This window comes from Bradyrhizobium sp. Ce-3 (assembly GCF_022835695.1).
Lineage (GTDB): Bacteria > Pseudomonadota > Alphaproteobacteria > Rhizobiales > Xanthobacteraceae > Bradyrhizobium.
In genome coordinates this window covers 626,749-649,399 of the sequence record NZ_BQUV01000003.1, presented here as the reverse complement: position 1 = coordinate 649,399, position 22,651 = coordinate 626,749, and the positions used below count along the sequence as shown (strand labels likewise).

25 protein-coding genes are annotated in these 22,651 nt (G+C 66.0%); 4 read left to right on the top strand and 21 right to left on the bottom strand.

Annotation, left to right across the window (positions count from 1 at the left end; translation table 11 throughout):
* Positions 1–33: 33 nt before the first annotated feature.
* From BRSPCE3_RS14175 to BRSPCE3_RS14135, 9 genes are all read right to left on the bottom strand, one after another.
* Positions 34–366 (bottom strand): hypothetical protein, encoded by a 333-nt coding sequence (locus BRSPCE3_RS14175; RefSeq protein WP_244066424.1) that lies wholly within the window; start codon positions 364–366, stop codon positions 34–36.
* Between the two features lie 81 nt (positions 367–447).
* On the bottom strand, positions 448–1,164 hold the full coding sequence (locus tag BRSPCE3_RS14170; RefSeq protein ID WP_244066423.1) for an MgtC/SapB family protein: 717 nt from the start codon (positions 1,162–1,164) through the stop codon (positions 448–450).
* An 86-nt stretch (positions 1,165–1,250) separates the two neighbouring features.
* Positions 1,251–2,270: a WD40 repeat domain-containing protein gene (locus BRSPCE3_RS14165; RefSeq protein ID WP_244066422.1), complete on the bottom strand. Its 1,020-nt coding sequence runs from the start codon at positions 2,268–2,270 to the stop codon at positions 1,251–1,253.
* Complete coding sequence (locus tag BRSPCE3_RS14160) at positions 2,270–3,313, bottom strand: GTP-binding protein (RefSeq protein ID WP_244066421.1); 1,044 nt, start codon at positions 3,311–3,313, stop codon at positions 2,270–2,272. Before BRSPCE3_RS14160 ends, BRSPCE3_RS14165 begins: the two co-directional genes overlap by 1 nt.
* Positions 3,314–3,424: 111 nt before the next feature.
* Positions 3,425–4,297, bottom strand: a complete 873-nt coding sequence (locus BRSPCE3_RS14155; protein ID WP_244066420.1) for a metal ABC transporter substrate-binding protein — start codon at positions 4,295–4,297, stop codon at positions 3,425–3,427.
* A 5-nt stretch (positions 4,298–4,302) separates the two neighbouring features.
* Positions 4,303–5,172, bottom strand: a complete 870-nt coding sequence (locus tag BRSPCE3_RS14150; protein ID WP_244066419.1) for a metal ABC transporter permease — start codon at positions 5,170–5,172, stop codon at positions 4,303–4,305.
* A 5-nt stretch (positions 5,173–5,177) separates the two neighbouring features.
* Positions 5,178–5,933: a metal ABC transporter ATP-binding protein gene (locus BRSPCE3_RS14145; RefSeq protein ID WP_244066418.1), complete on the bottom strand. Its 756-nt coding sequence runs from the start codon at positions 5,931–5,933 to the stop codon at positions 5,178–5,180.
* Between the two features lie 4 nt (positions 5,934–5,937).
* On the bottom strand, positions 5,938–6,132 hold the full coding sequence (locus BRSPCE3_RS14140) for a hypothetical protein (RefSeq protein WP_244066417.1): 195 nt from the start codon (positions 6,130–6,132) through the stop codon (positions 5,938–5,940).
* A 782-nt stretch (positions 6,133–6,914) separates the two neighbouring features.
* Positions 6,915–7,832 carry a LysR family transcriptional regulator gene (locus BRSPCE3_RS14135; protein ID WP_244066416.1) on the bottom strand — a complete coding sequence of 306 codons (918 nt, stop codon included), beginning with the start codon at positions 7,830–7,832 and terminating at the stop codon, positions 6,915–6,917.
* A 244-nt stretch (positions 7,833–8,076) separates the two neighbouring features.
* Between BRSPCE3_RS14135 and BRSPCE3_RS14130 the strand changes: the two genes are divergently transcribed.
* On the top strand, positions 8,077–9,390 hold the full coding sequence (locus BRSPCE3_RS14130; protein ID WP_244066415.1) for an MFS transporter: 1,314 nt from the start codon (positions 8,077–8,079) through the stop codon (positions 9,388–9,390).
* A gap of 20 nt (positions 9,391–9,410) precedes the next feature.
* Complete coding sequence (locus tag BRSPCE3_RS14125) at positions 9,411–10,484, top strand: tartrate dehydrogenase (RefSeq protein ID WP_244066414.1); 1,074 nt, start codon at positions 9,411–9,413, stop codon at positions 10,482–10,484.
* A gap of 130 nt (positions 10,485–10,614) precedes the next feature.
* Here the strand turns inward: BRSPCE3_RS14125 and BRSPCE3_RS14120 are convergent, their stop codons facing one another.
* From BRSPCE3_RS14120 to BRSPCE3_RS14075, 10 genes are all read right to left on the bottom strand, one after another.
* Complete coding sequence (locus tag BRSPCE3_RS14120) at positions 10,615–11,385, bottom strand: serine acetyltransferase (RefSeq protein ID WP_244066413.1); 771 nt, start codon at positions 11,383–11,385, stop codon at positions 10,615–10,617.
* A 167-nt stretch (positions 11,386–11,552) separates the two neighbouring features.
* A complete protein-coding gene (locus tag BRSPCE3_RS14115; protein ID WP_244066412.1) occupies positions 11,553–12,044 on the bottom strand; it encodes a DUF2852 domain-containing protein in 492 nt (163 codons plus the stop codon).
* A 131-nt stretch (positions 12,045–12,175) separates the two neighbouring features.
* Positions 12,176–12,889 (bottom strand): TetR/AcrR family transcriptional regulator, encoded by a 714-nt coding sequence (locus BRSPCE3_RS14110; RefSeq protein WP_244066411.1) that lies wholly within the window; start codon positions 12,887–12,889, stop codon positions 12,176–12,178.
* A gap of 104 nt (positions 12,890–12,993) precedes the next feature.
* Positions 12,994–13,527, bottom strand: a complete 534-nt coding sequence (locus BRSPCE3_RS14105; RefSeq protein WP_244066410.1) for a dihydrofolate reductase family protein — start codon at positions 13,525–13,527, stop codon at positions 12,994–12,996.
* Between the two features lie 210 nt (positions 13,528–13,737).
* Positions 13,738–14,103, bottom strand: coding sequence for a hypothetical protein (locus BRSPCE3_RS14100; RefSeq protein ID WP_244066409.1), 366 nt, complete (start codon positions 14,101–14,103; stop codon positions 13,738–13,740).
* A 91-nt stretch (positions 14,104–14,194) separates the two neighbouring features.
* Positions 14,195–14,620 (bottom strand): YciI family protein, encoded by a 426-nt coding sequence (locus BRSPCE3_RS14095; protein WP_244066408.1) that lies wholly within the window; start codon positions 14,618–14,620, stop codon positions 14,195–14,197.
* Between the two features lie 155 nt (positions 14,621–14,775).
* Complete coding sequence (locus tag BRSPCE3_RS14090) at positions 14,776–15,192, bottom strand: YciI family protein (RefSeq protein WP_244066407.1); 417 nt, start codon at positions 15,190–15,192, stop codon at positions 14,776–14,778.
* A gap of 227 nt (positions 15,193–15,419) precedes the next feature.
* Positions 15,420–16,628, bottom strand: coding sequence for a serine hydrolase (locus BRSPCE3_RS14085; protein WP_244066406.1), 1,209 nt, complete (start codon positions 16,626–16,628; stop codon positions 15,420–15,422).
* A gap of 65 nt (positions 16,629–16,693) precedes the next feature.
* Positions 16,694–17,065 (bottom strand): nuclear transport factor 2 family protein, encoded by a 372-nt coding sequence (locus BRSPCE3_RS14080; RefSeq protein WP_244066405.1) that lies wholly within the window; start codon positions 17,063–17,065, stop codon positions 16,694–16,696.
* 143 nt (positions 17,066–17,208) lie between these two features.
* Positions 17,209–17,862 carry a glutathione S-transferase family protein gene (locus tag BRSPCE3_RS14075; protein ID WP_244066404.1) on the bottom strand — a complete coding sequence of 218 codons (654 nt, stop codon included), beginning with the start codon at positions 17,860–17,862 and terminating at the stop codon, positions 17,209–17,211.
* A gap of 490 nt (positions 17,863–18,352) precedes the next feature.
* Here BRSPCE3_RS14075 and BRSPCE3_RS14070 point away from each other — a divergent pair, with 490 nt between their 5' ends.
* Both BRSPCE3_RS14070 and BRSPCE3_RS14065 read left to right on the top strand, forming a co-directional pair.
* Positions 18,353–20,023 carry a PAS domain-containing methyl-accepting chemotaxis protein gene (locus BRSPCE3_RS14070; RefSeq protein WP_244066403.1) on the top strand — a complete coding sequence of 557 codons (1,671 nt, stop codon included), beginning with the start codon at positions 18,353–18,355 and terminating at the stop codon, positions 20,021–20,023.
* Positions 20,024–20,230: 207 nt separating this feature from the next.
* Complete coding sequence (locus tag BRSPCE3_RS14065; protein WP_244066402.1) at positions 20,231–21,019, top strand: SDR family NAD(P)-dependent oxidoreductase; 789 nt, start codon at positions 20,231–20,233, stop codon at positions 21,017–21,019.
* Positions 21,020–21,302: 283 nt separating this feature from the next.
* Here BRSPCE3_RS14065 and BRSPCE3_RS14060 read toward each other — a convergent pair whose 3' ends face one another.
* Positions 21,303–21,872 (bottom strand): histidine phosphatase family protein, encoded by a 570-nt coding sequence (locus tag BRSPCE3_RS14060; protein ID WP_244066401.1) that lies wholly within the window; start codon positions 21,870–21,872, stop codon positions 21,303–21,305.
* A gap of 3 nt (positions 21,873–21,875) precedes the next feature.
* On the bottom strand, positions 21,876–22,628 hold the full coding sequence (cobS, locus tag BRSPCE3_RS14055) for an adenosylcobinamide-GDP ribazoletransferase (protein ID WP_244066400.1): 753 nt from the start codon (positions 22,626–22,628) through the stop codon (positions 21,876–21,878).
* Between the last annotated feature and the right edge of the window lie 23 nt (positions 22,629–22,651).

The window sequence follows — 22,651 nt, the reverse complement described above, 5'->3', positions numbered from 1 at the left end:
TCACATTGCAGGCCCTCGGCGGACCGGGCGCGGCTACTTCTTCTCGAGCGGCGGCGCGGTCTTCTCGGCGGGCGCCGGCGGCAGCGCCGGCTTGGCGCCGGCCTTCTGTGCCTCGTCGTCGGGACGTGCGGGCTGCGGCGCCGGCGTGGTCGGGCGCTCGCCGCCGGGCTTCGACTCGGCCGGTGCAGTCGTCTTCTGCGGCTCCGGCATAGGCGTCCCCTGCAACGGCTGGGTCGCCTGCGCGATCTCCTGCGGCGGGGCGGCGTTGATGGCGTGCAGCGACAGCACGGCGATCGCAACGCCCGCGACCACCAGCGTGGAGGCGATCAGCATGTCGTTCCGCAGCCTGGTCCGATCCGCAGCCATCTCGTTCACCCGCGATTGTCAGCGAGGTCAACGATCCGGCCGGCGCATGGTTCCTGAGCACAGCCGCGCGGGAACCCGGCGTCAATCCGTGGTGCTGATTTCCCAGGTGGCGTGCCGCACGCCCGGCTGATGCTGCAGGTCGACCACCACCGCGTTCAGCTCGTTGGGCTCGACCGCGGTCGAGACCAGCGTCGCCACGATCTCGAGGAAGTCGTCGCCGGCCTCGACCACATCGACATCGGCGACCGGATAATTCGCGGCTTCCAGCTTCTCGACCAGCTGATCGCGCATGTCGGGCAATGCCTCGGGGGTAACCGCGAGCTTGAAGTAGTAGGTCGCTTCCGAGGCCTTCTCGTTCAGCGGGATGCGGTTGATGGCGTTGACCAGCGGACGCAGCAGCGTGTTGCCGGCGATCACGAACACGGTGAGCACGGCCGCCTGCGCCACCAGGTCGGCGCCGGCGCAGGAGCCGACCGCGGCCGAGGCCCACAGCGTCGCCGCGGTGTTGAGGCCGCGCACATCCATGCCCTGCTTCATGATGACGCCGGCGCCGAGGAAGCCGATCCCGGACACAACATAGGCGATCACCCGCACCGCGCCGTCGGCGCCGGCCAGATGCATCGCGAGGTCGACGAAGGCGGCCGCACCGACCGCGACCAGCACATTGGTGCGCAGCCCCGCAGTGCGCTGCCGGTACTGCCGCTCGGCCCCGATCAGCGTGCCCAGCACGAAGGCTGATGTCAGGCTGACCAGCGTGTCGAGGAAGTCGGCGAGCTGGAATGTGGTGAGAAATCGCATGGCACCTGCCGGCTCTTCATTTGGCGCGTTTTCTTCACGCGAACCGGTCCCACTTCGCTCGAAAACGCTTCGGATGCCGCGATCTCTTACATTTCCAGGATGCCCGCGTCACCATCTTCCGTGCCGAAGGCAAGCAGCGTGCCCTTGGCATTCCAGCCCAGCGCCGACACCGCCGCACCGGTGTTCCGGCGCACCAGGATCTCGGCGCCGTCCTCGAGCCGGACCATCAACACGGTGCCGTCGGCATAGCCGACCGCCATGATGTCGTTCTTCGGATGGCAGGCGACCACCGCGACCCGCGCCGGCATCGGCGCCAGCATCGCCGGCTCCTTGCCCATCGGCCCGTCCTTGCTGGTGAACGGCCAGACGATCACGGTATCGGCGCCGGAGGTCGCAAGCCCCTTGCCGCCGACGCTCCACGACATCGAGCGGACACGGCCGGGGTAGCCGCTCATCCGCATGTGCCGGTTGTCGGCGAGCCGCCAGCCATGCATCGCGGCCTCGTGCATCGCCGTGACCAGAAACTTGTTGTCCGGGCTGAACATGACGGCGAGATGCGAGCCGGCCCATTCCAGGAATTCCGGATTGGCGGCCATGTTGGGAAACCACAGCGTCACGCCGTTGTAATGCGCGATCGCCAGCCGCAGGCCCTTCGGCGCGAACGCCAGCCCGCCGACGGTCGACGGCACCTCGAAGGTCTTCTCTTCACCCTTGGGATTGCGCACGAACGCAGTCTTGCCCGCCGACCACGCCACGGTGCCGTCGCCATGCAAGGCAACGTTGTCGATCCAGCGCCGCTTGGCGTCGGTTGCAATGACAGAGGTCTCGCCCTTGGCATCGATCGCGATCAGCTTGCCGTCGTCACCGCCGGTGACGAGCCGCTTGCCGTCGGAGGCCGCGCACAGGATGGCGCCGAAATGCGTCTCGGTCCGCGTGATCTCGCCATCAAGGGTCGCGATCGCAACGCTCTCTTCGGTACCGACGAAGAAGGCGCGGTCGCCAAGAAAATGCACCGAACCGACGGCAGCGCCAAGCGGCAGCGGCTTGACGCGGTCGGTGATCGAAACGATGGAAGCGGGGGCCTCGCCCGGGTCGAACTCTTTCATCACGTGGTGATGCACTGCTCGAAGCCGTCGCGGATCGCCTGCTCCGGCAGCTCACGACCGATGAACACGACGCGGCTCTCGCGCTTCTCGCCGTCCTTCCATTTGCGCTGGTGGTCGCCCTCCAGCATCATGTGGACGCCTTGGAACACGTAGCGATCGTCATCGCCGGTGAAGGCGAGGATGCCCTTGGAGCGAAGGATCTTCTGACCCTCGGTGGCGACGAGGTTCTGCAGCCAGGGCATAAACTTGGTCGGATCGAGCGGCTTCTCCGAACGCAGCGACAGCGATTGCATGTCCTCGTCGTGATAGTGCTTCAGACCGTGGCCGTGGCCGTGATCATGGTGGTGGTGATCATGATGATGGTCGTGGTCATGATCATGACCGTCGCCGGCCTCGAGGAAATCGGGCTCGATTTCGAGAATCCTGTCGAGATCGAACGCGCCGCGCTCCAGCACATCGGTGATCCCGACCTGGCAACGCTCGGTGCGGTGCAGCTTGGCGTAGGGGTTGATGCCGCGGATTCGGGCCTCGACCTCGGCGAGCTCGGGCTTGGAGACCAGGTCGGTCTTGTTCAGCACGATGACGTCGGCGAACGCGATCTGGTTCTTGGCTTCCGGCGCATCCTTGAGGCGGTCGCTCAGCCATTTGGCGTCGGCAACCGTCACGACCGCGTCGAGCCGGGCGTTCTTCTGCACGTCCTCGTCGACGAAGAAGGTCTGCGCCACCGGCGCCGGATCGGCGAGGCCGGTGGTCTCGACGATGATGGCGTCGAACTTGCCCTTGCGCTTCATCAACCCGTCCATGATGCGGACGAGATCGCCGCGCACCGTGCAGCAGACGCAGCCATTGTTCATCTCGAACACTTCCTCATCGGCGCCGATAATGAGGTCGTTGTCGATGCCGATCTCGCCGAATTCGTTGACGATGACGGCGTATTTCTTGCCGTGGTTTTCCGACAGGATGCGGTTCAACAGCGTGGTCTTGCCGGCGCCGAGATAGCCCGTCAGCACGGTCACTGGAATTTTTTGCGAAGCTTCAGCCATAACAACTCCGAAAGGAACTCTTTGTTTGAGCATGATCTTATCGGAAAGCCGGACCCCACTTTTCCGGATCATGCTGGTCGCGGCGCTCGACCCGGCAGGGAGGCCCCTGCCCTAGTTGGCGAGCGCGCTGGTCAGGGCCTTTATATTGTGCCTGACCATATCAATGTAAGTGGGTGCCTGACCCTTTTCGCCCGTCAGACTGTCCGAATACAGGGTGCCGCCGACCTTGGCGCCGGTCTCGGCCGCGATCCGCTCGATCAGGCGCGGATCGCTGATATTTTCGAGAAAAACTGCCGGAATTTTCGCGACCTTGATCTGGGCGATGATGGCGGCGATATCGCGCGCGCTGGGCTCGGAATCGGTCGATACGCTCTGCGGCGAGAAGAACGTGACCCCGTAGGCATCGGCGAAATAGCCGAACGCGCCGTGGGTCGAGATCACCTTGCGGCGCGCTTCCGGCACGCGTCCCACCGCCTCATGCACCTCGCGGTCGAGCGCCTCGAGCCTGGCCAGATAGGCGTCGGCATTGGTCTTGAAGACGGCCGCCTGGTCAGGGGCCGCGGCGATCAGCCCGTCGCGAATATTGACGACATAGATCTTGGCATTGGCGACGGATTGCCAGGCATGCGGATCGTCATGGCCGCCCATCTTCCGCGGCATGATCCCCTTGGTCGCGACCACGACCGGCGCCTTGCTGCCGGAGGCCTGCAGCAGGCGCGGCAGCCAGCCCTCGAAGCCGAGGCCGTTGATGACCAGCAGCCTGGCGTCGGCGACCTTCCTGGCGTCCGCCGGCGTCGGCGCGTAGACATGCGCGTCGCCGTCGGGCCCGACCAGCGCCGTCACGTCGACGGCATTGCCGCCGACATTGCGCACCATGTCGGCGAGGATCGAGAAGCTCGCGACGACATTGATGCGATCAGTGGCGCGCGCCGTGCCGCTCGCCAGCATCAGCGCCAGACAGATCAAACCGAACAACCGCCGCATCGTCGTCATGCCTCGAGATGGCGGCCGGGGAACAGCTGCCGCACCAGGCCGCTGACATTGCCGAACAGCAGCGACACAATATAGAGCCCCGCCGCGACCAGGATGATCGCGGGGCCGGAGGGAATCCGGGTCTGGTACGACAGCACCAGCCCGGCATAGCCCGACAGCATCGCGCTCGCGACCGCGATGCAGATCATGGTGGTGATGTCGCGCGACCAGAACCGCGCAATGCCGGCCGGCAGGATCATCAGCCCGACGCCGAGCAGCGTGCCGAGCGCGTGGAAGCCGTTGACCAGATTGACCACGACCAGCGCCAGGAAGGCGAGATGCGCCGGCGCGCCGGCCCGGCTCACCGTGCGCAGGAACACCGGGTCGACGCATTCGATCACCAGCGGGCGATAGATCACCGCCAGCACCAGCAGCGTGAGCGTGGCGTTGAAGGCGATCACCAGCAGGGTCTGATCGTCCATCGCGAGGATGTTGCCGAACAGCACGTGCAGCAGGTCGATATTGGTGCCCTTGATGGACACGATGGTCACGCCGAGCGCGAGCGAGACCAGGTAGAAGGTCGCAAGCGAGGCGTCCTCCTTCAATTCGGTGGTGCGCGCGACGAGGCCGGCAAGCAGCGCGACGGTAAAGCCCGCGATCAGGCCGCCGGTCGTCATCGCGAACAGATTGAGTCCGGACAGCAGGAAGCCGATCGCAGCGCCCGGCAGGATCGCATGCGCCATGGCATCGCCGACCAGGCTCATCCGCCGCAGCATCAGGAACACGCCGATCGGCGCACCGCCGAGCGACAGCGCGATGACAGCCGCGAGCGCGCGGCGCATGAACTCGAATTCGGTGAAGGGCGTGATCAGCGCGTCGGTCAGCATCGGCGTCAGGCGGCCCGTGAGCGCGGATCGACGACGCAGGCGCCGGCCGAGTCGTCGAACGCCTCGCACATCCGCATCGCGACCATCAGATTGTCCGCCGTCAGCGTCTCTGCGGTCGGCCCCCATTCCACCGGGCCCCGCGCCAGCAGCAGCGTTTCCGGGAAATTGTTGCGCACCATGTCGAGGTCGTGCAGCGCCGCCAGCACGGTGCGGCCCTCGCCGTTCCAGCGCTTCACCAGCGCCAGCAGGTCGGCCGTGGTCTTGGCATCGATGGCGTTGAAGGGTTCGTCGAGCACGATCAGGCGGGCGTCCTGCAGCAGCACGCGCGCGAACAGCATGCGCTGGGTCTGGCCGCCGGACAGCGTGCCGATCGGACGGTTCTCGAAGCCGTTGAGGCCGACCGCGGCGAGTGCCGCCAGGATCTTGCCGCGCGCTGCCCTGCCGATGCCGCCGAAGAAGCCGGTCGCGCGCCACAGGCCGGTGCCGACGAAATCGAACACCGAGATCGGGAACGTACGGTCGATGTCGGCGGATTGCGGCAGATAGGCGATGTCGCGGTGCTCGAGCCCGTCGAGATCGATCACGCCCGACAGCGGCTTCAGCACGCCGGCGATGCCACGCAGCAGCGTCGACTTGCCGGCGCCGTTCGGGCCGATCACGGCGAGCAGCGCGCCGGCCTCGACCGCGCCATTGAGATGATGCACCGCCGGGTGGCGGTCATAGCCGAGCGTCACGTCGCGGAAAGTGACTAGCGCGCCCATTGGTCTACCTCATCGCCAGCCAGATGACGGCCCACAGGCAGGCACTGACCGCGAGCGCGGCGAGCAGCCGGGCCGGCACCGGCATGCGCAGGATCGACCAGTGCGCCGCCTGGGCCGGATGCGCCGAGGGCCCGTGGCTGTGCCCGTGGGGATGGCCGTGGCCGTGATGGTGGTGGTCGTGGGAGTGCGTGTGCGCCATGGATTGGTTGTTATATTATAACATAACGGGAGTCTACAAACGAGGAACTCATGCCCGATCCGCAGAACCGGGAGAGATTTGAGCTGCCTCGGGCAGAGCGACGACCTCGTCTATCGCTTTGTCAGGAAAACCCGCCCGGATGGAACCACCGGCTACCAGCGTCAGGACCAGGATTACTGGATCGAGCACCGGCCTGGCTGGGGCTGGGTGGCTGGGATCCGGCGACCCAGTCCTGCGCCGGCCGCCCCTGGAATGTGCTGCCGGCCGACCAGGGCGACCATCCGCCGGAAGGCGACTGGGTGAGCAGCAAGGGGCCGAAGTCGTATGTGTATGGACTGGTGTATGTGAGCTAGGCGGACGCGGGCTCTCCAACGTCGTCCTGGCGAAAGCCAGGACCCATAGCCACCGCATTCAGTGATGAACGGGATCGCGGCCCCAGCGTCACGCAACAATCGAGATTTGGAGTAATGGGTCCTGGCTTTCGCCAGGACGACAATGAGGATGGTTCTCGCGCCATCCAACGCACTGCTATCGCACACCCCATCTCAGTGTCATCGCCCGGCCTGATGTTTGGTCCGGGGACATGACCGACGTGTTCGGGGACATAGCCGACACTTTTTTCGCTCGCCAGATCACGCCTCCATCCCCTCGTCATTCCCCGGTGCGCAAATCGCGCACCTGAGGGCGCGCCACTTGGCGCGAGCGCGGAATCCATCAGGCCGCAGAACGCGCCGTGAAATGGATTCCGGGCTCGTGCTTCGCACGCCCCGGAATGACGGCACCTACGCCTCCCTTGCGTAACTCTTCAATCTCGCCTCCAGCACCGCGATCACCTGGTCGCGAACCGGGTCGCGGGAGCCTTTCAGCCAGGCGGCGGCGAGCGGCAGGCGGCCGGCGGCGCTGCCGCGCTTCAGACGGAGCGGTACAAAGCGGACGCCGGGGATCGCCATCCGCGCGGTCCAGCGCGGCACGATGGCGACGCCGAGCCGGGCCGCGACCATGTTGACGATGGTCTGCTTCTCGTCGGCGATCTCCTGGATGCGCGGCGTCAGTCCGGCCTCGTCGAACAGTTTTGTCGTGAGATCGTGGCTGTGCGGCCGCGAGCGGCGCTCCGGCACGATCAGGGGCTGATCGGCGATGTCGGGCAGCACGATCTGCTTGCGCCGCGCCAGCGCATGCGTGTGCGACAGCGCCACCACGGCGGTCTCCTGCAGCAGCGGGACGAATTCGATGCGGCGGTCGGGCCGCTCCGGCGGGCGCACGAAGGCGAGATCGAGCGCGCCGGACAACAGCTTCGGCAGCAGCCGGATGGTCTTCTCCTCGAGCAGCTGCACGGCCACGTCCGGATGGGCGGCGCGGAGATCGCGCAGCAGCAGCGGCAGCAGGCCGGCGGCGGCACTGTCGATCGCGCCGATCCGGAAGCGCCGCGCCTGCGGCTTGCGCAGCCGGCGGCGAAAGCCGTCCTCGATCGCCTCGGCGCGGCCGAGCAGCGCGCGCCCCTCGCGCAGCAGCACGGCGCCGTCCTCGGTCAGCGACACCGCGCGCGTGGTGCGCGCGAACAGCCGGACCCCGAGATCCTCCTCCAGCAGCTTGATGTGGCGGCCGAGCGCCGACGGCATCATCTGCAGGCGCTGCGCGGCACGGCCGAAATGCAACTCCTCGGCAGCCGCCACGAAGCAGCGAAGCTGGTGCAGTTCCACGACATACTCCAGTGCTGGCCGGCGTCATTGCGAGCGCAAGCGAAGCAATCCATTGGACCGCATACGCGGAGCGGTGGATTGCTTCGTCGCTTCGCTCCTCGCAACGACGGGCGACTACGGCGATTATATCATTTTTTTGTATAAACCGGCGCGGGTTGAAGCGGAAGGGCACAGCCTTCTAGGCTTCCCGATGGCGCGCGACATGCGCCGTCCCAACGAACAACACGAACCCCTGAGGAAGCCCATGGAAAGCGAGCTTGGCACGCGCGTGTTGCGCAAGATCTCCCTGCGCATCGTGCCGTTCATCATGCTGCTGTACTTCGTGGCCTTCATCGACCGCGTCAATATCGGCTTCGCCTCGCTGACCATGAACAAGGACATCGGCCTGTCGCCGACCGTCTACGGCTTCGGCGCCGGTATCTTCTTCTGGGGCTATTTCCTGTTCGAGGTGCCATCCAACATCATCCTGCACAAGATCGGCGCGCGGATCTGGATCGCGCGGGTGATGATCACCTGGGGCCTGGTCTCGGCGGCGATGGCGCTGGTGCAGGGCGCGACCTCTTTCTACGTGCTCCGCTTCCTGCTCGGAGCCGCCGAAGCCGGCTTCTTCCCCGGCATCATCCTCTACCTCTCCTACTGGTTCCCGGCACGGCAGCGCGCCGCCGTCACCGCGCTGTTCATGGCCGCGGCACCGCTCTCGACCGTGCTCGGCTCGCCGGTGTCGGGCGCGCTGCTGGAGATGGACGGACTGCTCGGCTTCAAGGGCTGGCAATGGCTGTTCGTGCTGGAGGCCATACCCGCCGTGCTGCTCGGCTTCGTCGTGCTCGGTTTCCTGACCGACCGGCCGGAACAGGCCCGATGGCTCGCCGATGACGAGCGCGCCTGGCTGGTCAAGACCATGAAGGCGGAGAACGACGGCAAGGCCGCCACCGCGAGCCACAGCATCTGGCGCGGGCTTGCCGACCCGCGCGTGCTGGCGCTGGCGCTGGTCTATTTCGGCACCTCGGCCCGGCTCTACACGCTTGGTGTGTGGGCACCACAGATCATCAAGGCATTCGGCCTGTCGTCGATCCAGGTCGGCTTCCTCAATGCGGTGCCGGCGACCGTCGCCGTGATCGCGATGGTGTTGTGGGCGCGGCATTCCGACCGCACCGGCGAACGCACCTGGCACGTGGTGCTGGCCTGCCTGGTGGCGGCGGCGGGACTGGCGCTGGCGGGACTATGGACCGGCCTCGCCGCCGTCATCGCGGCGCTGACCCTGGTCAATATCGGCATCTCCTCCTCGAAGCCGCCGCTGTGGAGCATGCCGACCATGTTCCTGTCCGGCTCGGCCGCAGCAGCCGGGATCGCCACCATCAACTCGATCGGCAATCTCGGCGGCTTCGTCGGGCCGGCGATGATCGGCTGGATCAAGGAACGCACCGGCAGCTTCGACGGCGGCCTCTACTTCGTCGCCGGCCTGCTGGTGCTGTCGGCCGTGCTCACCTTGCTGCTGTCGCGTGCGCAGAACGCACCTGCTGCTGCCGAACCCCAACCCAATCCCGTGCGAACCCGCTAACAACAGATCGGAGAGACCCCATGCGTACCCATTCCATCGCCGCCATTCCCGCCGACGGCATCGGCCCCGAAGTGATCTCCGCGGGCGTCCGCGTGCTCGAGGCACTCGCAAAACGCAGCGGCGACATCAGCTTCAACGTCAAGACCTTCGACTGGGGCTCGGACTATTACAAGAAGCACGGCGTGATGATGGCCGCCGACGGCCTCGCCGAGCTGAAGAAGTTCGACGCGATCTATTTCGGCGCAGTCGGCGCGCCCGACGTGCCCGACCACATCACGCTGTGGGGCCTGCGGCTGCCGATCTGCCAGGGATTTGACCAGTACGCCAATGTGCGGCCGACAAAGATCCTGCCCGGCGTCGCCTCGCCGCTGCGCAATGTCGGCGTCGGCGATCTCGACTGGGTGATCGTGCGCGAGAATTCCGAAGGCGAATATGCCGGGATGGGCGGCCGCGCGCACAAGGGACTGCCGGAAGAGGTCGGCACCGAAGTCGCGGTGTTCACCCGCGTCGGCGTGACGCGGATCATGCGCTACGCGTTCCAGCTCGCGCAGTCGCGGCCGCGCAAGTTCCTCACCGTGGTGACCAAGTCGAACGCGCAACGCCACGGCATGGTGATGTGGGACGAGATCGCCGCCGAAGTGGCGAAGGAATTCCCCGATGTGACCTGGGACAAGATGCTGGTCGACGCCATGACGGTGCGGATGACGCTGCATCCGAAGAGCCTCGACACCATCGTCGCCACTAATCTGCACGCCGACATCCTGTCCGATCTCGCCGGCGCGCTGGCCGGCAGCCTCGGCGTGGCGCCGACCGGCAACATCGACCCGCAGCGCCGCTTCCCGTCGATGTTCGAGCCGATCCACGGCTCGGCCTTCGACATCACCGGCAAGGGCATCGCCAACCCGGTCGCGACCTTCTGGACCGGCGCGCAGATGCTGGAGCATCTCGGCGAGAAGGATGCCGCGGCGCGCTTGATGGCCGCGGTCGAGAAGGTGTGCGCGGCCGGCGTGCTGACGCCCGACGTCGGCGGCAAGGCGACGACGAAGGAAGTGACCGATGCGGTGATCGACGCGATCCATGGCTCAAATGTGTGAGGGTGTGATCGCGTCGCTGCATCATTGAAGTAAGGTGAGCACGCCGCCAAGGCTCCCTCCCCCCTCTTGTCCGCCGAAGCCTCTTGGCGAAGGCGGATGCGGGGGAGGGAGCCTTGGCGGCGTGCTCACCTCACGAGAGCGTTGACGCCCCCGCCTCTGCGCAATTGGTCAGCCGCGCCGGCACGCCGACGGCGGTGCAGCCGGCGGGTACGTCGGAGGTGACCAACGCGCCGGCGCCGATCCTGGCGAAATCGCCGATCTTGAGATGTCCGATCACGGTGGCGCCGGCGCTGAGCAGCACGCCATGGCCGATGGTCGGCGCGTGACACGGGTCGTCCTGATGCCGCGCGATGGTGACGTTCTGCAGGATCGTGACCTCGTCGCCGACAGAGGCCCGCGCGCCGATGATGATGCCGGTGCCGTGATCGAGGAAGACCGCCGTCCCGATCCGGGCCGACGGGTGAATGCTGATCTGCAGCTGGTCCGCCGCCGCACTGTGCATCATGAGCGCCAGGTCGGGACGATCTTCGCGCCACAGCCAGTTCGACACCCGCCAGGCCTGCAGCGCGACGTAGCCCTTGAAGTTCAGGAACGGCGGCAGAAAGCCCGTGATCGCCGGATCGCGCCGCACGATCGCGGCGAGATCAATGGCCGCGGCATCGATCAGCGCGGGCTCGGCCGCATAGGCTTCGCGCGCCACGCGCATGAACGGCGCGCGATCGGGCTCGGCGCGGCAGATAGCGCGACCGATCAGAAAGGCGAGCGCACCGCCGAACTCGCCCTGATCGAGGATGAAGGCGGCCGCGGCCTCGAGAAACGGATCGGCGACGACAGCCGCTTCCGCTTCGCGCCGGATCGCGCGCCAGAGATCGTCAGAATGAGCCGTCGCTGATCCCGTCATCGTCTTGCCCTCGTCGTCCGTCCGAACGATAGAGTGGGCGTCATCATCCCGAAATGCAAACCGCCCGCTTGCTCATCGCAAACGGGCGGCTCAGGCCATCAGGTTCTATGGGGGCACATCGCCTGAAGGCTCAGCGCTTGCCTCGCGGGATCAGCCAGCCTTCAAAGTCAGCCTTGGGGCGGCTGGTCGTTCGGCGGGGTCGGCCGGGTCTTGTGCTGCGCCATGAAGGCGTCGAACTCTTCCTTGTCCTTGGCGTGGCGCAGGCGATCGAGGAAGTTCTTGAACTCGACCTGCTCTTCCTCGAGCCGGCGCAGCGTGTCCTGGCGGTACTCGTCGAAGGCGCGGTTGCCGCTGGAGGGCGGGCCGAAGCCGCCGAACGGGAAGCCGCGGCGCTCCATGCGGCTCTTCATCCGCTCCATCTTGTCCTGCATGCGCTCCATCTTGTTCGCCCAGCGATCCTGATCGTAGTGACTCCAACAGGCCATTTTTCTGCTCCCGAGTGTGAAAAAGAGAAGGGCGAGGCCGATCGGCCACCAGATCATGAAGCCGAGGATGATCCCGGCGATCTTCAGGGGATGCCACGGCGTCGCGTAGAAGTAGGGACGGTAGGGCTCTTCGACGGGGCCGCGCCAGCGATTGACATCAGCGGTGTAGGCCATTTCCTTCTCCATGACGGCAATCACGCCGTTGTGAATGTAAATAACATTTACATAGATAGCCGAGCCCTTGGGAAAGTCAAGCAGAGCAGATGACGCACCCCTCGGATTATTTTTAGGCCAGCCGTTGAACCTTATTTCGGCTTGCCCCACGGACCGGCCTTCTCGCCGGCCGGCTTGTCGTCGGCTGCGTCGGTGCCCGGCCTGCGATCGGTGAGGAAGCCAAGGCCGCGCAGATAGATCAGCACTTCGGCCTCGAGCAGATCCTCCGGCGACATCGGCAGCTTGCGCCGCGCGGCATCGCCGCGGCCGAACAGCGAGGCGACGCCGTGCGACATCGACCAGATATGCAGCGCCATCATCATCGCCGGCGGGCGCGGTGTGCCGGGCGGCGCCAGCGCCGCGAGCCGCTCGGCGGCGGCACGGATGATCGCGAAAGCGCGTTCGCTTGCCGCCATCAAGGTCGGATTGGAATCGACCGGCAGGCCCGATTCGAACATCGCGGAGTAGAACGCGGGCTCCTCGCGCGCGAAGGCGAGATAGGCCTTGCCGACCCGCTCGAACGCCGAGACGGTGTCAGGACGGCCGTCGTCCCAGGCCTGCGTCAGCAGCGACTCGAACTGCTCGAAGCCGCGCTGCGCAATGCTGGCGATCAGTTCGTCACGGTCACGGAAATGGCGGTACGGCGCGGCGGGGCTGACGCCGGCCATCCGCGCGGCATCGGCGAAGGTGAAGCCGGCCGGCCCCTTCTTCGAGATCAGGTCGAGGGCGGCCTGCAGCAACGCCTCTTTGAGATTGCCGTGATGATAGCCGCGCTCGGCGCGGCCTTGGTCCTTGCGCCAGCTCATGTGAACGGCTTTTACATGAGCCGGCGGTAAAGGTCACTAGCGGGGCGACGACGCGTTAATCAAGATTAACGGATCAGCCTGTCGAGGGCTTCCGCGCAGCGCTGTCAGGCCGGGACGTAGGTCAACCTGATCGTGTTCTGGCCCAGCCGATCGCTCGCCACGAGGCGGAGCGGGCCGCGGGGCCCGGTGAAGAACGGCTTACCGCGACCCAGCACGACGGGCCGGAGGTAGATCTGATACTCGTCGATCAGGCCGAGCTCGGTCAGCCTCCCGGCGAGTTCCGGTCCGGCGACTTCCATCTCGCCGTCGAGCCGCGCCTTCAGCCCTCGCACCGCCGCCTCGAGGTCACCATCGACGAGATGCGCGTTGGGTCCGACCGACGTCAGCGTGCGCGACACGACCCATTTCGGCCGGCTCCGCCACACCGCCGCATACTCGCGCTCGTCCGTATCCCACTCGGCAAGGTCGCCGTCCCAATAGCGCATCACCTCGTACATGCGGCGGCCATACAGCATGCCGGTCTGGCTGCGCAGCTGCTCGATGAAATGGCGAAACAGCCCGGGCTCGGGCGGCATCGGCTGATCGTGATCGACATAGCCGTCGAGCGACTGGTTCAGTCCGAAGACGAGCTTCGCCATGGCGCAAGACCTCCACGCAATTTTCAGGTTTGGGTTTTCTGATTGCTGCCCAGCGTGACCTGCCCAGCGTGACCTGGACGCGACGTCCGCAACTGGCGAGCAGCGGCCCTCTCCCCGGGGGTCACACCGTGGAGAGGGCCGCCATCCGCCGCGCCGCGCGCGACGACCTCCCCCGCACACGGGGGAGGTTCAGGGAGCCTGCGGCCAGGACTACCGGCCCGGGATCGGCAGCACCGGCATGATCTCCACGGCTTCGCCCGGGAAGATCGAGAAATGCGGGTGGTTCTCGAACAGCTTTGCCGCCGCCTCATGCGAGGCCGCGCGCACCACGGTGAAGCCGGTCATCAGATTGGCGATGTCGGTGGTGCCGCCGGCGCCGACCAGCTTGGTCTTGCCGAGCGGTCCGCCCATCTCGACGATCACGTCGTGGTGTTTCTCGACCCACGCACCCCACGCGGCCATGCCCTGCTGCTCCTTGGCGCGCCGTTCGGCCTCGGGCAGCGCGTTCCAGGCTTCGATCCGCGAGCCGGTTTTACCGCCGCCGAGATAGACGGCAAGGAAGGTGTTGGTGCTCATTGTACGTCTCCGTTGTGGTGGTTGCTGATTGACGATGGTTCGGTGATGCGAAGCCGCTTTGCCGCGGCGTCGCGACTTGGATCATGTTGGTTCAGCGCAACGCCTTGCCCCAGCCGCCCTGCGGATGTTCGAAGCTGGCGGCCGCCTGCTGCACCTCCTCGGAGAAATCCGCCATCTCCTGCACCTGGCGGATCTCGATCATCTCGTTGGCAGTGGCCGGGCACTTCTTGGCCCATTCGACCGCCTCCGCCCGCGAGGCGACCTCGATCATCCAGAAGCCGCCGATCACTTCCTTGGCCTCGGTGAACGGACCGTCGGTCACGATGGGCGTGCCGGTGTCGAACCTGACGCGCGCACCTGTCGCCGGCGGGTGCAGGCCTTCCAGCGTGATCAGCACGCCGGCGTCCTTCAGCGCCTGATTGTATCGCATCATCGCGGCGACCCGCTCGGGGTCGAGCTCGAGCTTGGCCGGCGCGGACTCATAGCCCTGCGGGATCATCAGCATCATGAAACGCATTGGTCGGATTTCCTTGTCTGTTGAAGCACGCGCAATCTTCACTTTGGTCATCCCTGGAAGTCCCACACGGCGCCGGCCCGCAATCAAGGACCCGCGGCGGCGGTCTGGTATTCCGGGAGCATCGCCCCGGCGATTTCCCGGAATGACGTTCGGTTTCACTTCTTGCCAGCCTGCGCACGCATGCGCTCTTCCTGCTCGCGCAACTCGGGCGTCAGCGCCTCGCCGAAATCCTCCGCGGCGAACACCTGGCGGATCTCGATCTCGGAGCCGGCGTCGAACGGCGCGCGCTTCATCCAGTCGATCGCGTCATCGAGCGATTTGGTCTCGATCATCCAGAAGCCGCAGGCGAGATCGGAGGTCACGCTGAACGGTCCATGGCTCACGGTGCCCTGCCCGCCGGCATATTTGACGCGCGCACCCTTGCTGGTCGGATGCAGCCCCTCGCCGGCCTGCATCACGCCGGCCTTGACCATCTCCTCGTTGAACTTGCCCATCGAAGCAAGCATCTCGGTGCTCGGCATCACGCCGGCTTCGGTATCCTTGTTCGCCTTCACGATCACCATGAACTTCATCGTCTTGCTCCGTTGTCTCTCAGCCGATCTCAGCATCGGCGCTCGATTGAAAAGACGGTGCAGAGTTTGCGATCCCGACACGGCGCTTGAAATTATTTCCGAGGTCATTGACGTGCGCTCCGCGCTAAAGCGTTTTCGAGCGAAGTGGATACCGGTTCGCGCAAAGAAAACGCGTCAGAACAAGAATCTGGCGCCCCGTTCCGATTTCAATCGGAACGTAACAGGCGCTAGTCATCGATCGCCTGATAGGCGAGCGTCCAGAAATCGGCGAACACCGCGGGCGGCTGCGGCGAATCCATCATGCGCTGGGTCAGCAGGATTCCAGTCAGCGCCTCGCGCGGGTCGGAAAACCAGGAGGTACCATAACCGCCTTCCCAGCCGTAACGACCCGGCACATGAGCGAGATCGTCGCGCGCGGTGAGCACCGACAGCCCGAAACCCCAGCCGCGCCCGGCGCCGAGGAGGAATTCGGATCCCTGCTTTTGCTCCGGCGTGATCTGGTTCGAGGTCATCAACTCGACCGAGGGACGCGACAGGATGCGCTCGGTGCCGAGCCGGCCGCCATTGAGCAGCATCTGCGCGAAGGCGTTGAAATCATCCGCAGTCGACACCAGCCCGGCACCGCCATTCTCGAACGCTGGCGGCGCCGCGTATCTGCCGGTCGCGGGTTCGTCGAACACTTTCAGCGTGCCGGTCGCAGGATCGCCGCCATAGCACGTCGCGAACCGCGACAGCTTGTGCTGCGGCACGTGGAACGCCGTATCGTTCATGCCGAGCGGTCCGAAGATCCGCTGCTGCAGGAAGTCCGCGAACGAGGTTCCGGCAACACGCGCGATCAGGACGCCGAGGATCAGGCTCCCGGTGTTGTAGAGCCAGCGTTCGCCGGGCTGATAGGCCAGCGGCAGCGCGCCGTAGCGGCGCAGCAGTTCGTCCGGCGGAAACGACGGAAAGACCGGCCCCGGCGCGAAGCCGGCATCCGCGAGCGCCATCTGGATCGGGTAGCGTGCCGGATACACCGGGATCATGCCGAGCCCGAGACGGAAGGTCAGAAGATCGCGCAGCGTGATCGCGCGCCTCGCCGGCACCGTGTCATGGATCTCGGACTCGATGGTACGCAACACGCGGCGATCGGCGAGCTCGGGCAGCCAGCGGTCGAGGGGATCGTCGAGCCTGAGCCGGCACTCCTCGACAAGGATCATCGCGGCGGCCGCCGTCACCGGCTTGGTCATCGAGGCGATGCGGAAGATGGTGTCACGCTGCATCGGCGCTCCGCCCACCGCCATACGTCCAAGCACATCGGCATGGATCTCGCCGCGACAGCTGACCAAGGCCACGAGGCCAGGAACATCGCCACCATCGACATGGCGTGCCAGCACCTCGTGCATGCGTCCGAGCCGTGCCTGCGACAGGCCGCTGTTCTCACGCGCAATGGACATCTTCCAGGTTTCCTTCAGAATTTGCGCCCCGCCGGCGACGAGCGAGCGCCATCACCGGGGGTGCCTTATCGATCCTGCCTGACGAGTTCGCCGTCCTGATGTGACGGACCGAAATAGACGTCGATGCGCGACACCTTGTCGCCATCGAACACGACAAACTCGGTGTTGCGGAAGCTCTTGCCGTCGCGGCCGACGCAGCGATAGGTGACGAAGGCCTCAGTGCCGTCGACCATGATGCGCTCGATCTCGTGACGGCCGATCCAGCCGGAGTCGCGCCAGCACTCGGCGAAATAGCGCGGCTTGTCGATGTTCTCGCCGTAGGGCGTCGAGAAGCGGAAATTCTCCGCAAACGCCGCCTCGACGCTCGCGCGGTCATTGGCGAGATAGGCGGCAAAGAGCCCGCGGATGATCTCCGCCCTGTTGCCAGCTGCAGCCATGTCGTCTCCACATTATTCGCCCGGGCCTCCGGAGCGCGAAGTGCTCCAGAACCCGGGCCTCAAATGCAAGACGAATGGAACGGCCCGAAAGCGACAGCGGGCCGCGATTTATTTTCGCAGCCCGTCGAACCCAAGGGTTCCCCTCAAGTCTCCTTGGGGAACATGCCGAAATAAGGCTCGGCCTGGTTCAGGACACGCGCGAAAGACGGTCGCGCCTGCAGCCGCTCGAGATAGGCTGCCAGATGCCGGTGGCCCTCCCCGATCGGCTCGACCTTGTTGCCGTAGAACAGCGCCGGCGCGGCGGCGCAATCGGCGAGGCCAAAACCCTCACCCATCATCCAGCCGCCATGGGCGAGCTGCTGGTCGAGAATCGCATAGGAGGTGCGGAGCTGCGCCCGCGCCTCGGCGACGCCATGCGGATCCTTGGCGTCGGCGGGCCGCAACCGGTCACCGACGATCTTCTGCATCGGCAGATGAACGTAGAGATCGAGAAAGCGGTCGCGCAGCCGGGTCTGCAATGCGAGCTCCGGGTCTTCGGCGATCAGCCGTGTGGCACCGGGGTAGTGCCGGTCGAGATATTCGATGACGATGCTCGATTCAGGCACCGTCTCGCCGCGCGTCTCGTCGCGGAGCACGGGAAAGCGCCCTATCGGCCACAGCGCGAGCAATGCCGCGCGCTCGGCGGGATCGCCGAGATTGACCAGATTCGGGGTGAACGGCGCGCCGTTCTCGTAGAGCGCGACCAGCGCCTTCCAGCAGAACGAGGACAGCGGGTGGTAATGCAGGGTGAGCGACATCAGAACTCCATCATGGAACCAGTGTCACGAGGACGAAGCGGAGATCGCCCCGCCGACATCTCGTGCGACGATTTTTTTGCGGCCGCCGGGCGTGGCGCCCATCAGAATCGACGCGACGCGCCGTTGTCGCGAACGCGAATCAACTTGCACGATCAGCCCACGAAACAGCGGACAATATCAGACTTCGTAATAGGCCTATCAGCGTTGCTGAAGTGGGCGCGTTGCGATCATCCGCATCAGACGAAAGTTGTCGTCGATTTTGGTCCGTAAGATTACGGTGAACATCGCATGCGAACTATGGATGCTAACGTGCATATTGAAGAAATACCTCGCAACTTGAATTAGATGCGCGCGTGCATCCGTACATTATGCAGTTGGTGCCACGCCGCAGGCTTTACCGATGCTAAACGGCTCGCTGCAACCTTTCCGTGAGTTGCCACGATCCGCTTTTCCCATCCCGTTTCATAGTTTGACCCTTCACGGAGCCCTGATGTTCAGCTTCAGCAACAAGGCAAAGATCGACAACGCACTGGCGCAGGCCGCAGCGATCGGCAAATCGCAGGCGGTGATCGAGTTCAAGCTCGATGGCACCATCGTCGACGCCAACGAGAACTTCCTGAATGCGATGGGCTACACGCTCGACGAGATCAGGGGCAAGCACCACAGCATGTTCGTCGAACCAGCCACGCGCGACAGCCGCGAGTATCGCGAGTTCTGGGCGAGCCTGAATCGCGGCGAGTACCAGGCTGCGCAATACAAGCGCGTCGCCAAGGGCGGCCGCGAGATCTGGATCCAGGCCTCCTACAACCCGATCCTGGACAAGAACGGCAAGCCGGTCGGCGTCGTCAAATTCGCCACCGACATCACCGCGCAGAAGATCCACGGCATGGAAGATGCCGGCAAGATCGCCGCGATCGGACGTGCCCAGGCGGTGATCGAGTTCAACATGGATGGCACCATCGTCAATGCCAACGAGAACTTCCTCGGCGCGATGGGCTATTCGCTGGCCGAGATCCAGGGCAAGCATCACAGCATCTTCATGCCGCCGGCCGACCGCGACAGCGCGGCCTATCGCGATTTCTGGGCGCGGCTGAACCGCGGCGAATTCGAGGGCGGCGAGTTCAAGCGGCTCGCCAAGGGCGGCAAGGAGATCTGGATCCTCGCCAGCTACAACCCGATCCTCGACGACCGCGGCAAGCCGTTCAAGGTCGTCAAGTTCGCGACCGACGTCACCCAGCAGAAGCTGAAGGCCGCCGACAATGACGGCCAGATCGATGCGATCGGCAAGTCGCAGGCCGTGATCGAATTCAACATGGACGGCACGATCCGCACCGCAAACCCGAACTTCCTCGGAGCGATGGGATATTCGCTTGCAGAGATCCAGGGCAAGCATCACAGCATGTTCGTCGAGCCCACCGAGGCGAGCTCGAACGGCTATCGCGAGTTCTGGGGCGCGCTGAACCGGGGCGAGTTCCAGGCCGCGGAGTACAAGCGTATCGCCAAGGGCGGCCGCGAGATCTGGATCCAGGCCTCCTACAACCCGATCCTCGATCTCAACGGCAAGCCCTACAAGGTGGTGAAGTACGCCACCGACATCACCGCACAGGCGATCGGCCGCAAGAAGGCCGACAGCGCACGCGGCCTGATCGAGGCGGTCGCCGCCGGCAGCGAGGAGATGAGCGCCTCGATCCGCGAGATCTCGGAGACCATGACCAAGTCGAAGCAGAACGCCGCGGTCGCCACCGGTCGCGTCGAGGCCGCCGACGGCCAGGCGCAGAAGCTCAATGCCGCAGCGCAGGCGATGAGCGGCATCGTCGAGATGATCTCGAGCATCACCGGCCAGATCAACCTGCTCGCGCTCAACGCCACGATCGAATCGGCGCGCGCCGGCGAAGCCGGCCGCGGCTTTGCGGTGGTGGCCTCCGAGGTGAAGAGCCTCGCCAACCAGGCCAAGCAGGCGACCGACACGATCTCCTCGGAGATCGATGCGCTGAACTCGATCGCCGCCGAAGTGGTCACCTCGCTGTCCGAGATCAAGGCGGCGATCGCCGGCGTCAACGAGTACATCACCTCCACCGCCGCCGCGGTCGAGGAGCAGAGCATCGTGACGCAGGATATGTCGACCAACATGCAGCGCGCCTCCGCCGAGCTCGCAGCGTAGGCACGGTGCGATCCTCGAAGGATGGACGGCCCGGGCTGGGGGCCGTTCATCCTTCGAGACGCGCCTTAATCCCTCCCCGTCAATTGCGCCGCAAGGCTCGCACCTCAGGGTGACGGATAACGGGACCCGGTTGACAGAGCGAACCAAAGGTCGCAGACGCTGCTTTCAGCAAAAGCATGCCGCCTGCCCGAACCGATGGACCGCCCGATGACTCCCTCCCCACAAAAAGTCGCACTCGTGACCGGCGCCGCGCGCGGTATCGGGCTTGCGGCTGCGAAGCGTTTTCTCGCCGACGGCTGGCGCGTTGCGCTGCTCGACATCGAGGGCACGCTGCTGGAGAGCGCGGTGGCGGCGCTGAAGCAGCCCGACACCACGCTGGCGCTGACCTGCGACGTAGCGGATGCCGCCGGCGTGGCCCAGGCGATTACCGCGATCGTGGATCGCTTCGGCCGGCTCGACGCGCTGGTCAACAACGCCGGCGTTGCCGTGTTCGCGCCGGTGCTGGAGACCTCGGACGCCGACTGGAGCCGGATCATGGCGGTCAACCTCACCGGCCCGTTCCTGTGCACCAAGGCGGCGGCGCCTGTGATGCGCGAGCATGGCGGCGGCGCGATCGTCAACATCACCTCGATCTCTGCGGTGCGCGCTTCGACATTGCGCTCGGCCTACGGCACCAGCAAGGCCGGGCTTGCGCATCTCACCAAGCAGCTCGCGGTCGAGCTCGCCTCGCTCGGCATCCGCGTCAACGGCGTGGCGCCGGGACCGGTCGAGACCGCGATGGCCAAGGCCGTGCACACGCCGGAGATCCGCGCCGACTATCACGACGCGATCCCGCTGAATCGTTACGGGCTGGAGGAGGAGCTGGCGGAAGCGATCTTCTTCCTGTGCTCGGATCGCTCAAGCTACATCACCGGACAGATCCTCGCCGTCGACGGCGGCTTCGACGCTGCCGGCATCGGCCTGCCGACCCTGCGCGGCCAGCGGCGGAACGGGTAGAAGCGCAGGTCCCCTCCCCGTCATTGCGAGCGAAGCGAAGCAATCCATCGCACCGCAAATGGAGAAAATGGATTGCTTCGTCGCTGACGCTCCTCGCAATGACGGGGTAGAGCTGCGCGCTCAATCTATCACCGTCACCCTGAGGAGGCTGCGCAACAGCCGTCTCGAAGGGTCGACGGCCCGCTGGTGCCCGATTCATTCTTCGAGGCTCGCTCCGCTCGCACCTCCAGCGACAAAGGCGAAGCCTTTGCGCGGGAATGACGGATCGAAGGCAGCGCACGTATCAGCGCCCATTCACCGCGACCACGCGCCAGGCATTCTCAAGCCGGTCGATCCGCGTCAGTGACAGCGGGTCGATGACGAAGCGCAGCGCGAGCTCCGGCGCCAGCTCGAGCGCGATCGCGAGGATCGCGCGGACGGTGCCGGAATGCACGACCAGCACGACATCACCTGCGGGCAGGCGCGCAAGCCCAACCCGTGCGCGGCCGATCTGGTCGGCAAAACTTTCGCCGCCGGGCGGGCGGTTGGTGCCCGGCGATTGCCAGAAGGCGCGATAAGCCGCTTCGCCGAGTTCGGCTTCGATCTCGCTGTGGCGTCGGCCGGTCCACTCGCCGAAATCCTGCTCGCGAAAGGCGTCGTCTTCCGTTGCCGTCAGGCCGAGCCTTGCCGCGGTCTCGCTGGTGCGCCGCGCCGGACTGCAAACCGCGATGGCGTGAAGCGGCAGCCGCGCCTGCAGCGTCGCGAACGCGGCGGCATCGCCGAGGTCCGCCGGTGCATCCAGCGCGTGGATCACACCGCGCGGCCCGTCGACCGGCGCGTGGCGGATCAGCCAGAGATGCGTTTCGTCAACCATCGCTTACCCGAACCGCGCCGCGAGCAGCACCAGAATCGCGGTCTCCGCGACCTGCTCGGCGCCGCCGAGCACATCGCCGGTCTGGCCGCCGATCTGCGACCTCGCCAGCTGCGCCATGCCCAGCGCGCTCGCGCCGGCTGCGATCGCCGCCAGCAGCGCGCTCGCGAACGGCAGCGCGAGGATTGCGATCAGCAGCGCGAGACCCGCGGCGACCGCGGCAATCGTGCCATCGGGCCGGCCGGCATTGGCCGCGAGCCCATCGGTGCGCGCGTAAGGCAGGCTGATCGCGATCCACGGCAGCACGCCGCGGCCGAGCGCATGCGCCGCGATCAGGCCCTGCACCACCATGCCGTTGGGAAGCGCTGCCAGCGCCGCGAGCTTGGTGGCAAAGCTCACCAGCAGCGCCAGGGCGCCATAGGTGCCGAGCCGGCTGTCGCGCATGATCTCGAGCTTGGCCGCTCGATCGCGGCCGCCGCCGAAGCCGTCGGCGACATCGGCCAGCCCGTCCTCATGCAGCGCGCCGGTCAGCAGCGCGCCCCCGCCGAGCGCGAGCGCCGCCGCGGCAAGGTCCGGCACGCCGACCGCCCGCAGCAGCAGGCAGAACAGGCCGATCGCCGCCCCGATGGCCGCCCCGACCAGCGGAAACAGCCGCTGCGCCCGCGCAAAACTCTCCGGCCGCGCGCCGTCCGGATGCGGCATCGGCAGGCGGGTCAGAAAGGCGGTCGCGGTCCTGAGATCGTCGAGCCACTGATTCATGGTGAAGGCCTGAAAATTGAACT

What these genes read in the sequence shown, in the direction of transcription:
- BRSPCE3_RS14175 (WP_244066424.1), bottom strand. Translation starts at nt 366, where the DNA reads ATGGCTGCGGATCGGACCAGGCTGCGGAACGACATGCTGATCGCCTCC.
- BRSPCE3_RS14170 (WP_244066423.1), bottom strand. Translation starts at nt 1,164, where the DNA reads ATGCGATTTCTCACCACATTCCAGCTCGCCGACTTCCTCGACACGCTG.
- BRSPCE3_RS14165 (WP_244066422.1), bottom strand. Translation starts at nt 2,270, where the DNA reads ATGAAAGAGTTCGACCCGGGCGAGGCCCCCGCTTCCATCGTTTCGATC.
- BRSPCE3_RS14160 (WP_244066421.1), bottom strand. Translation starts at nt 3,313, where the DNA reads ATGGCTGAAGCTTCGCAAAAAATTCCAGTGACCGTGCTGACGGGCTAT.
- BRSPCE3_RS14155 (WP_244066420.1), bottom strand. Translation starts at nt 4,297, where the DNA reads ATGCGGCGGTTGTTCGGTTTGATCTGTCTGGCGCTGATGCTGGCGAGC.
- BRSPCE3_RS14150 (WP_244066419.1), bottom strand. Translation starts at nt 5,172, where the DNA reads ATGCTGACCGACGCGCTGATCACGCCCTTCACCGAATTCGAGTTCATG.
- BRSPCE3_RS14145 (WP_244066418.1), bottom strand. Translation starts at nt 5,933, where the DNA reads ATGGGCGCGCTAGTCACTTTCCGCGACGTGACGCTCGGCTATGACCGC.
- BRSPCE3_RS14140 (WP_244066417.1), bottom strand. Translation starts at nt 6,132, where the DNA reads ATGGCGCACACGCACTCCCACGACCACCACCATCACGGCCACGGCCAT.
- BRSPCE3_RS14130 (WP_244066415.1), top strand. Translation starts at nt 8,077, where the DNA reads ATGGAAAGCGAGCTTGGCACGCGCGTGTTGCGCAAGATCTCCCTGCGC.
- BRSPCE3_RS14125 (WP_244066414.1), top strand. Translation starts at nt 9,411, where the DNA reads ATGCGTACCCATTCCATCGCCGCCATTCCCGCCGACGGCATCGGCCCC.
- BRSPCE3_RS14120 (WP_244066413.1), bottom strand. Translation starts at nt 11,385, where the DNA reads ATGACGGGATCAGCGACGGCTCATTCTGACGATCTCTGGCGCGCGATC.
- BRSPCE3_RS14115 (WP_244066412.1), bottom strand. Translation starts at nt 12,044, where the DNA reads ATGGCCTACACCGCTGATGTCAATCGCTGGCGCGGCCCCGTCGAAGAG.
- BRSPCE3_RS14110 (WP_244066411.1), bottom strand. Translation starts at nt 12,889, where the DNA reads ATGAGCTGGCGCAAGGACCAAGGCCGCGCCGAGCGCGGCTATCATCAC.
- BRSPCE3_RS14105 (WP_244066410.1), bottom strand. Translation starts at nt 13,527, where the DNA reads ATGGCGAAGCTCGTCTTCGGACTGAACCAGTCGCTCGACGGCTATGTC.
- BRSPCE3_RS14100 (WP_244066409.1), bottom strand. Translation starts at nt 14,103, where the DNA reads ATGAGCACCAACACCTTCCTTGCCGTCTATCTCGGCGGCGGTAAAACC.
- BRSPCE3_RS14095 (WP_244066408.1), bottom strand. Translation starts at nt 14,620, where the DNA reads ATGCGTTTCATGATGCTGATGATCCCGCAGGGCTATGAGTCCGCGCCG.
- BRSPCE3_RS14090 (WP_244066407.1), bottom strand. Translation starts at nt 15,192, where the DNA reads ATGAAGTTCATGGTGATCGTGAAGGCGAACAAGGATACCGAAGCCGGC.
- BRSPCE3_RS14085 (WP_244066406.1), bottom strand. Translation starts at nt 16,628, where the DNA reads ATGTCCATTGCGCGTGAGAACAGCGGCCTGTCGCAGGCACGGCTCGGA.
- BRSPCE3_RS14080 (WP_244066405.1), bottom strand. Translation starts at nt 17,065, where the DNA reads ATGGCTGCAGCTGGCAACAGGGCGGAGATCATCCGCGGGCTCTTTGCC.
- BRSPCE3_RS14075 (WP_244066404.1), bottom strand. Translation starts at nt 17,862, where the DNA reads ATGTCGCTCACCCTGCATTACCACCCGCTGTCCTCGTTCTGCTGGAAG.
- BRSPCE3_RS14070 (WP_244066403.1), top strand. Translation starts at nt 18,353, where the DNA reads ATGTTCAGCTTCAGCAACAAGGCAAAGATCGACAACGCACTGGCGCAG.
- BRSPCE3_RS14065 (WP_244066402.1), top strand. Translation starts at nt 20,231, where the DNA reads ATGACTCCCTCCCCACAAAAAGTCGCACTCGTGACCGGCGCCGCGCGC.
- BRSPCE3_RS14060 (WP_244066401.1), bottom strand. Translation starts at nt 21,872, where the DNA reads ATGGTTGACGAAACGCATCTCTGGCTGATCCGCCACGCGCCGGTCGAC.
- cobS (WP_244066400.1), bottom strand. Translation starts at nt 22,628, where the DNA reads ATGAATCAGTGGCTCGACGATCTCAGGACCGCGACCGCCTTTCTGACC.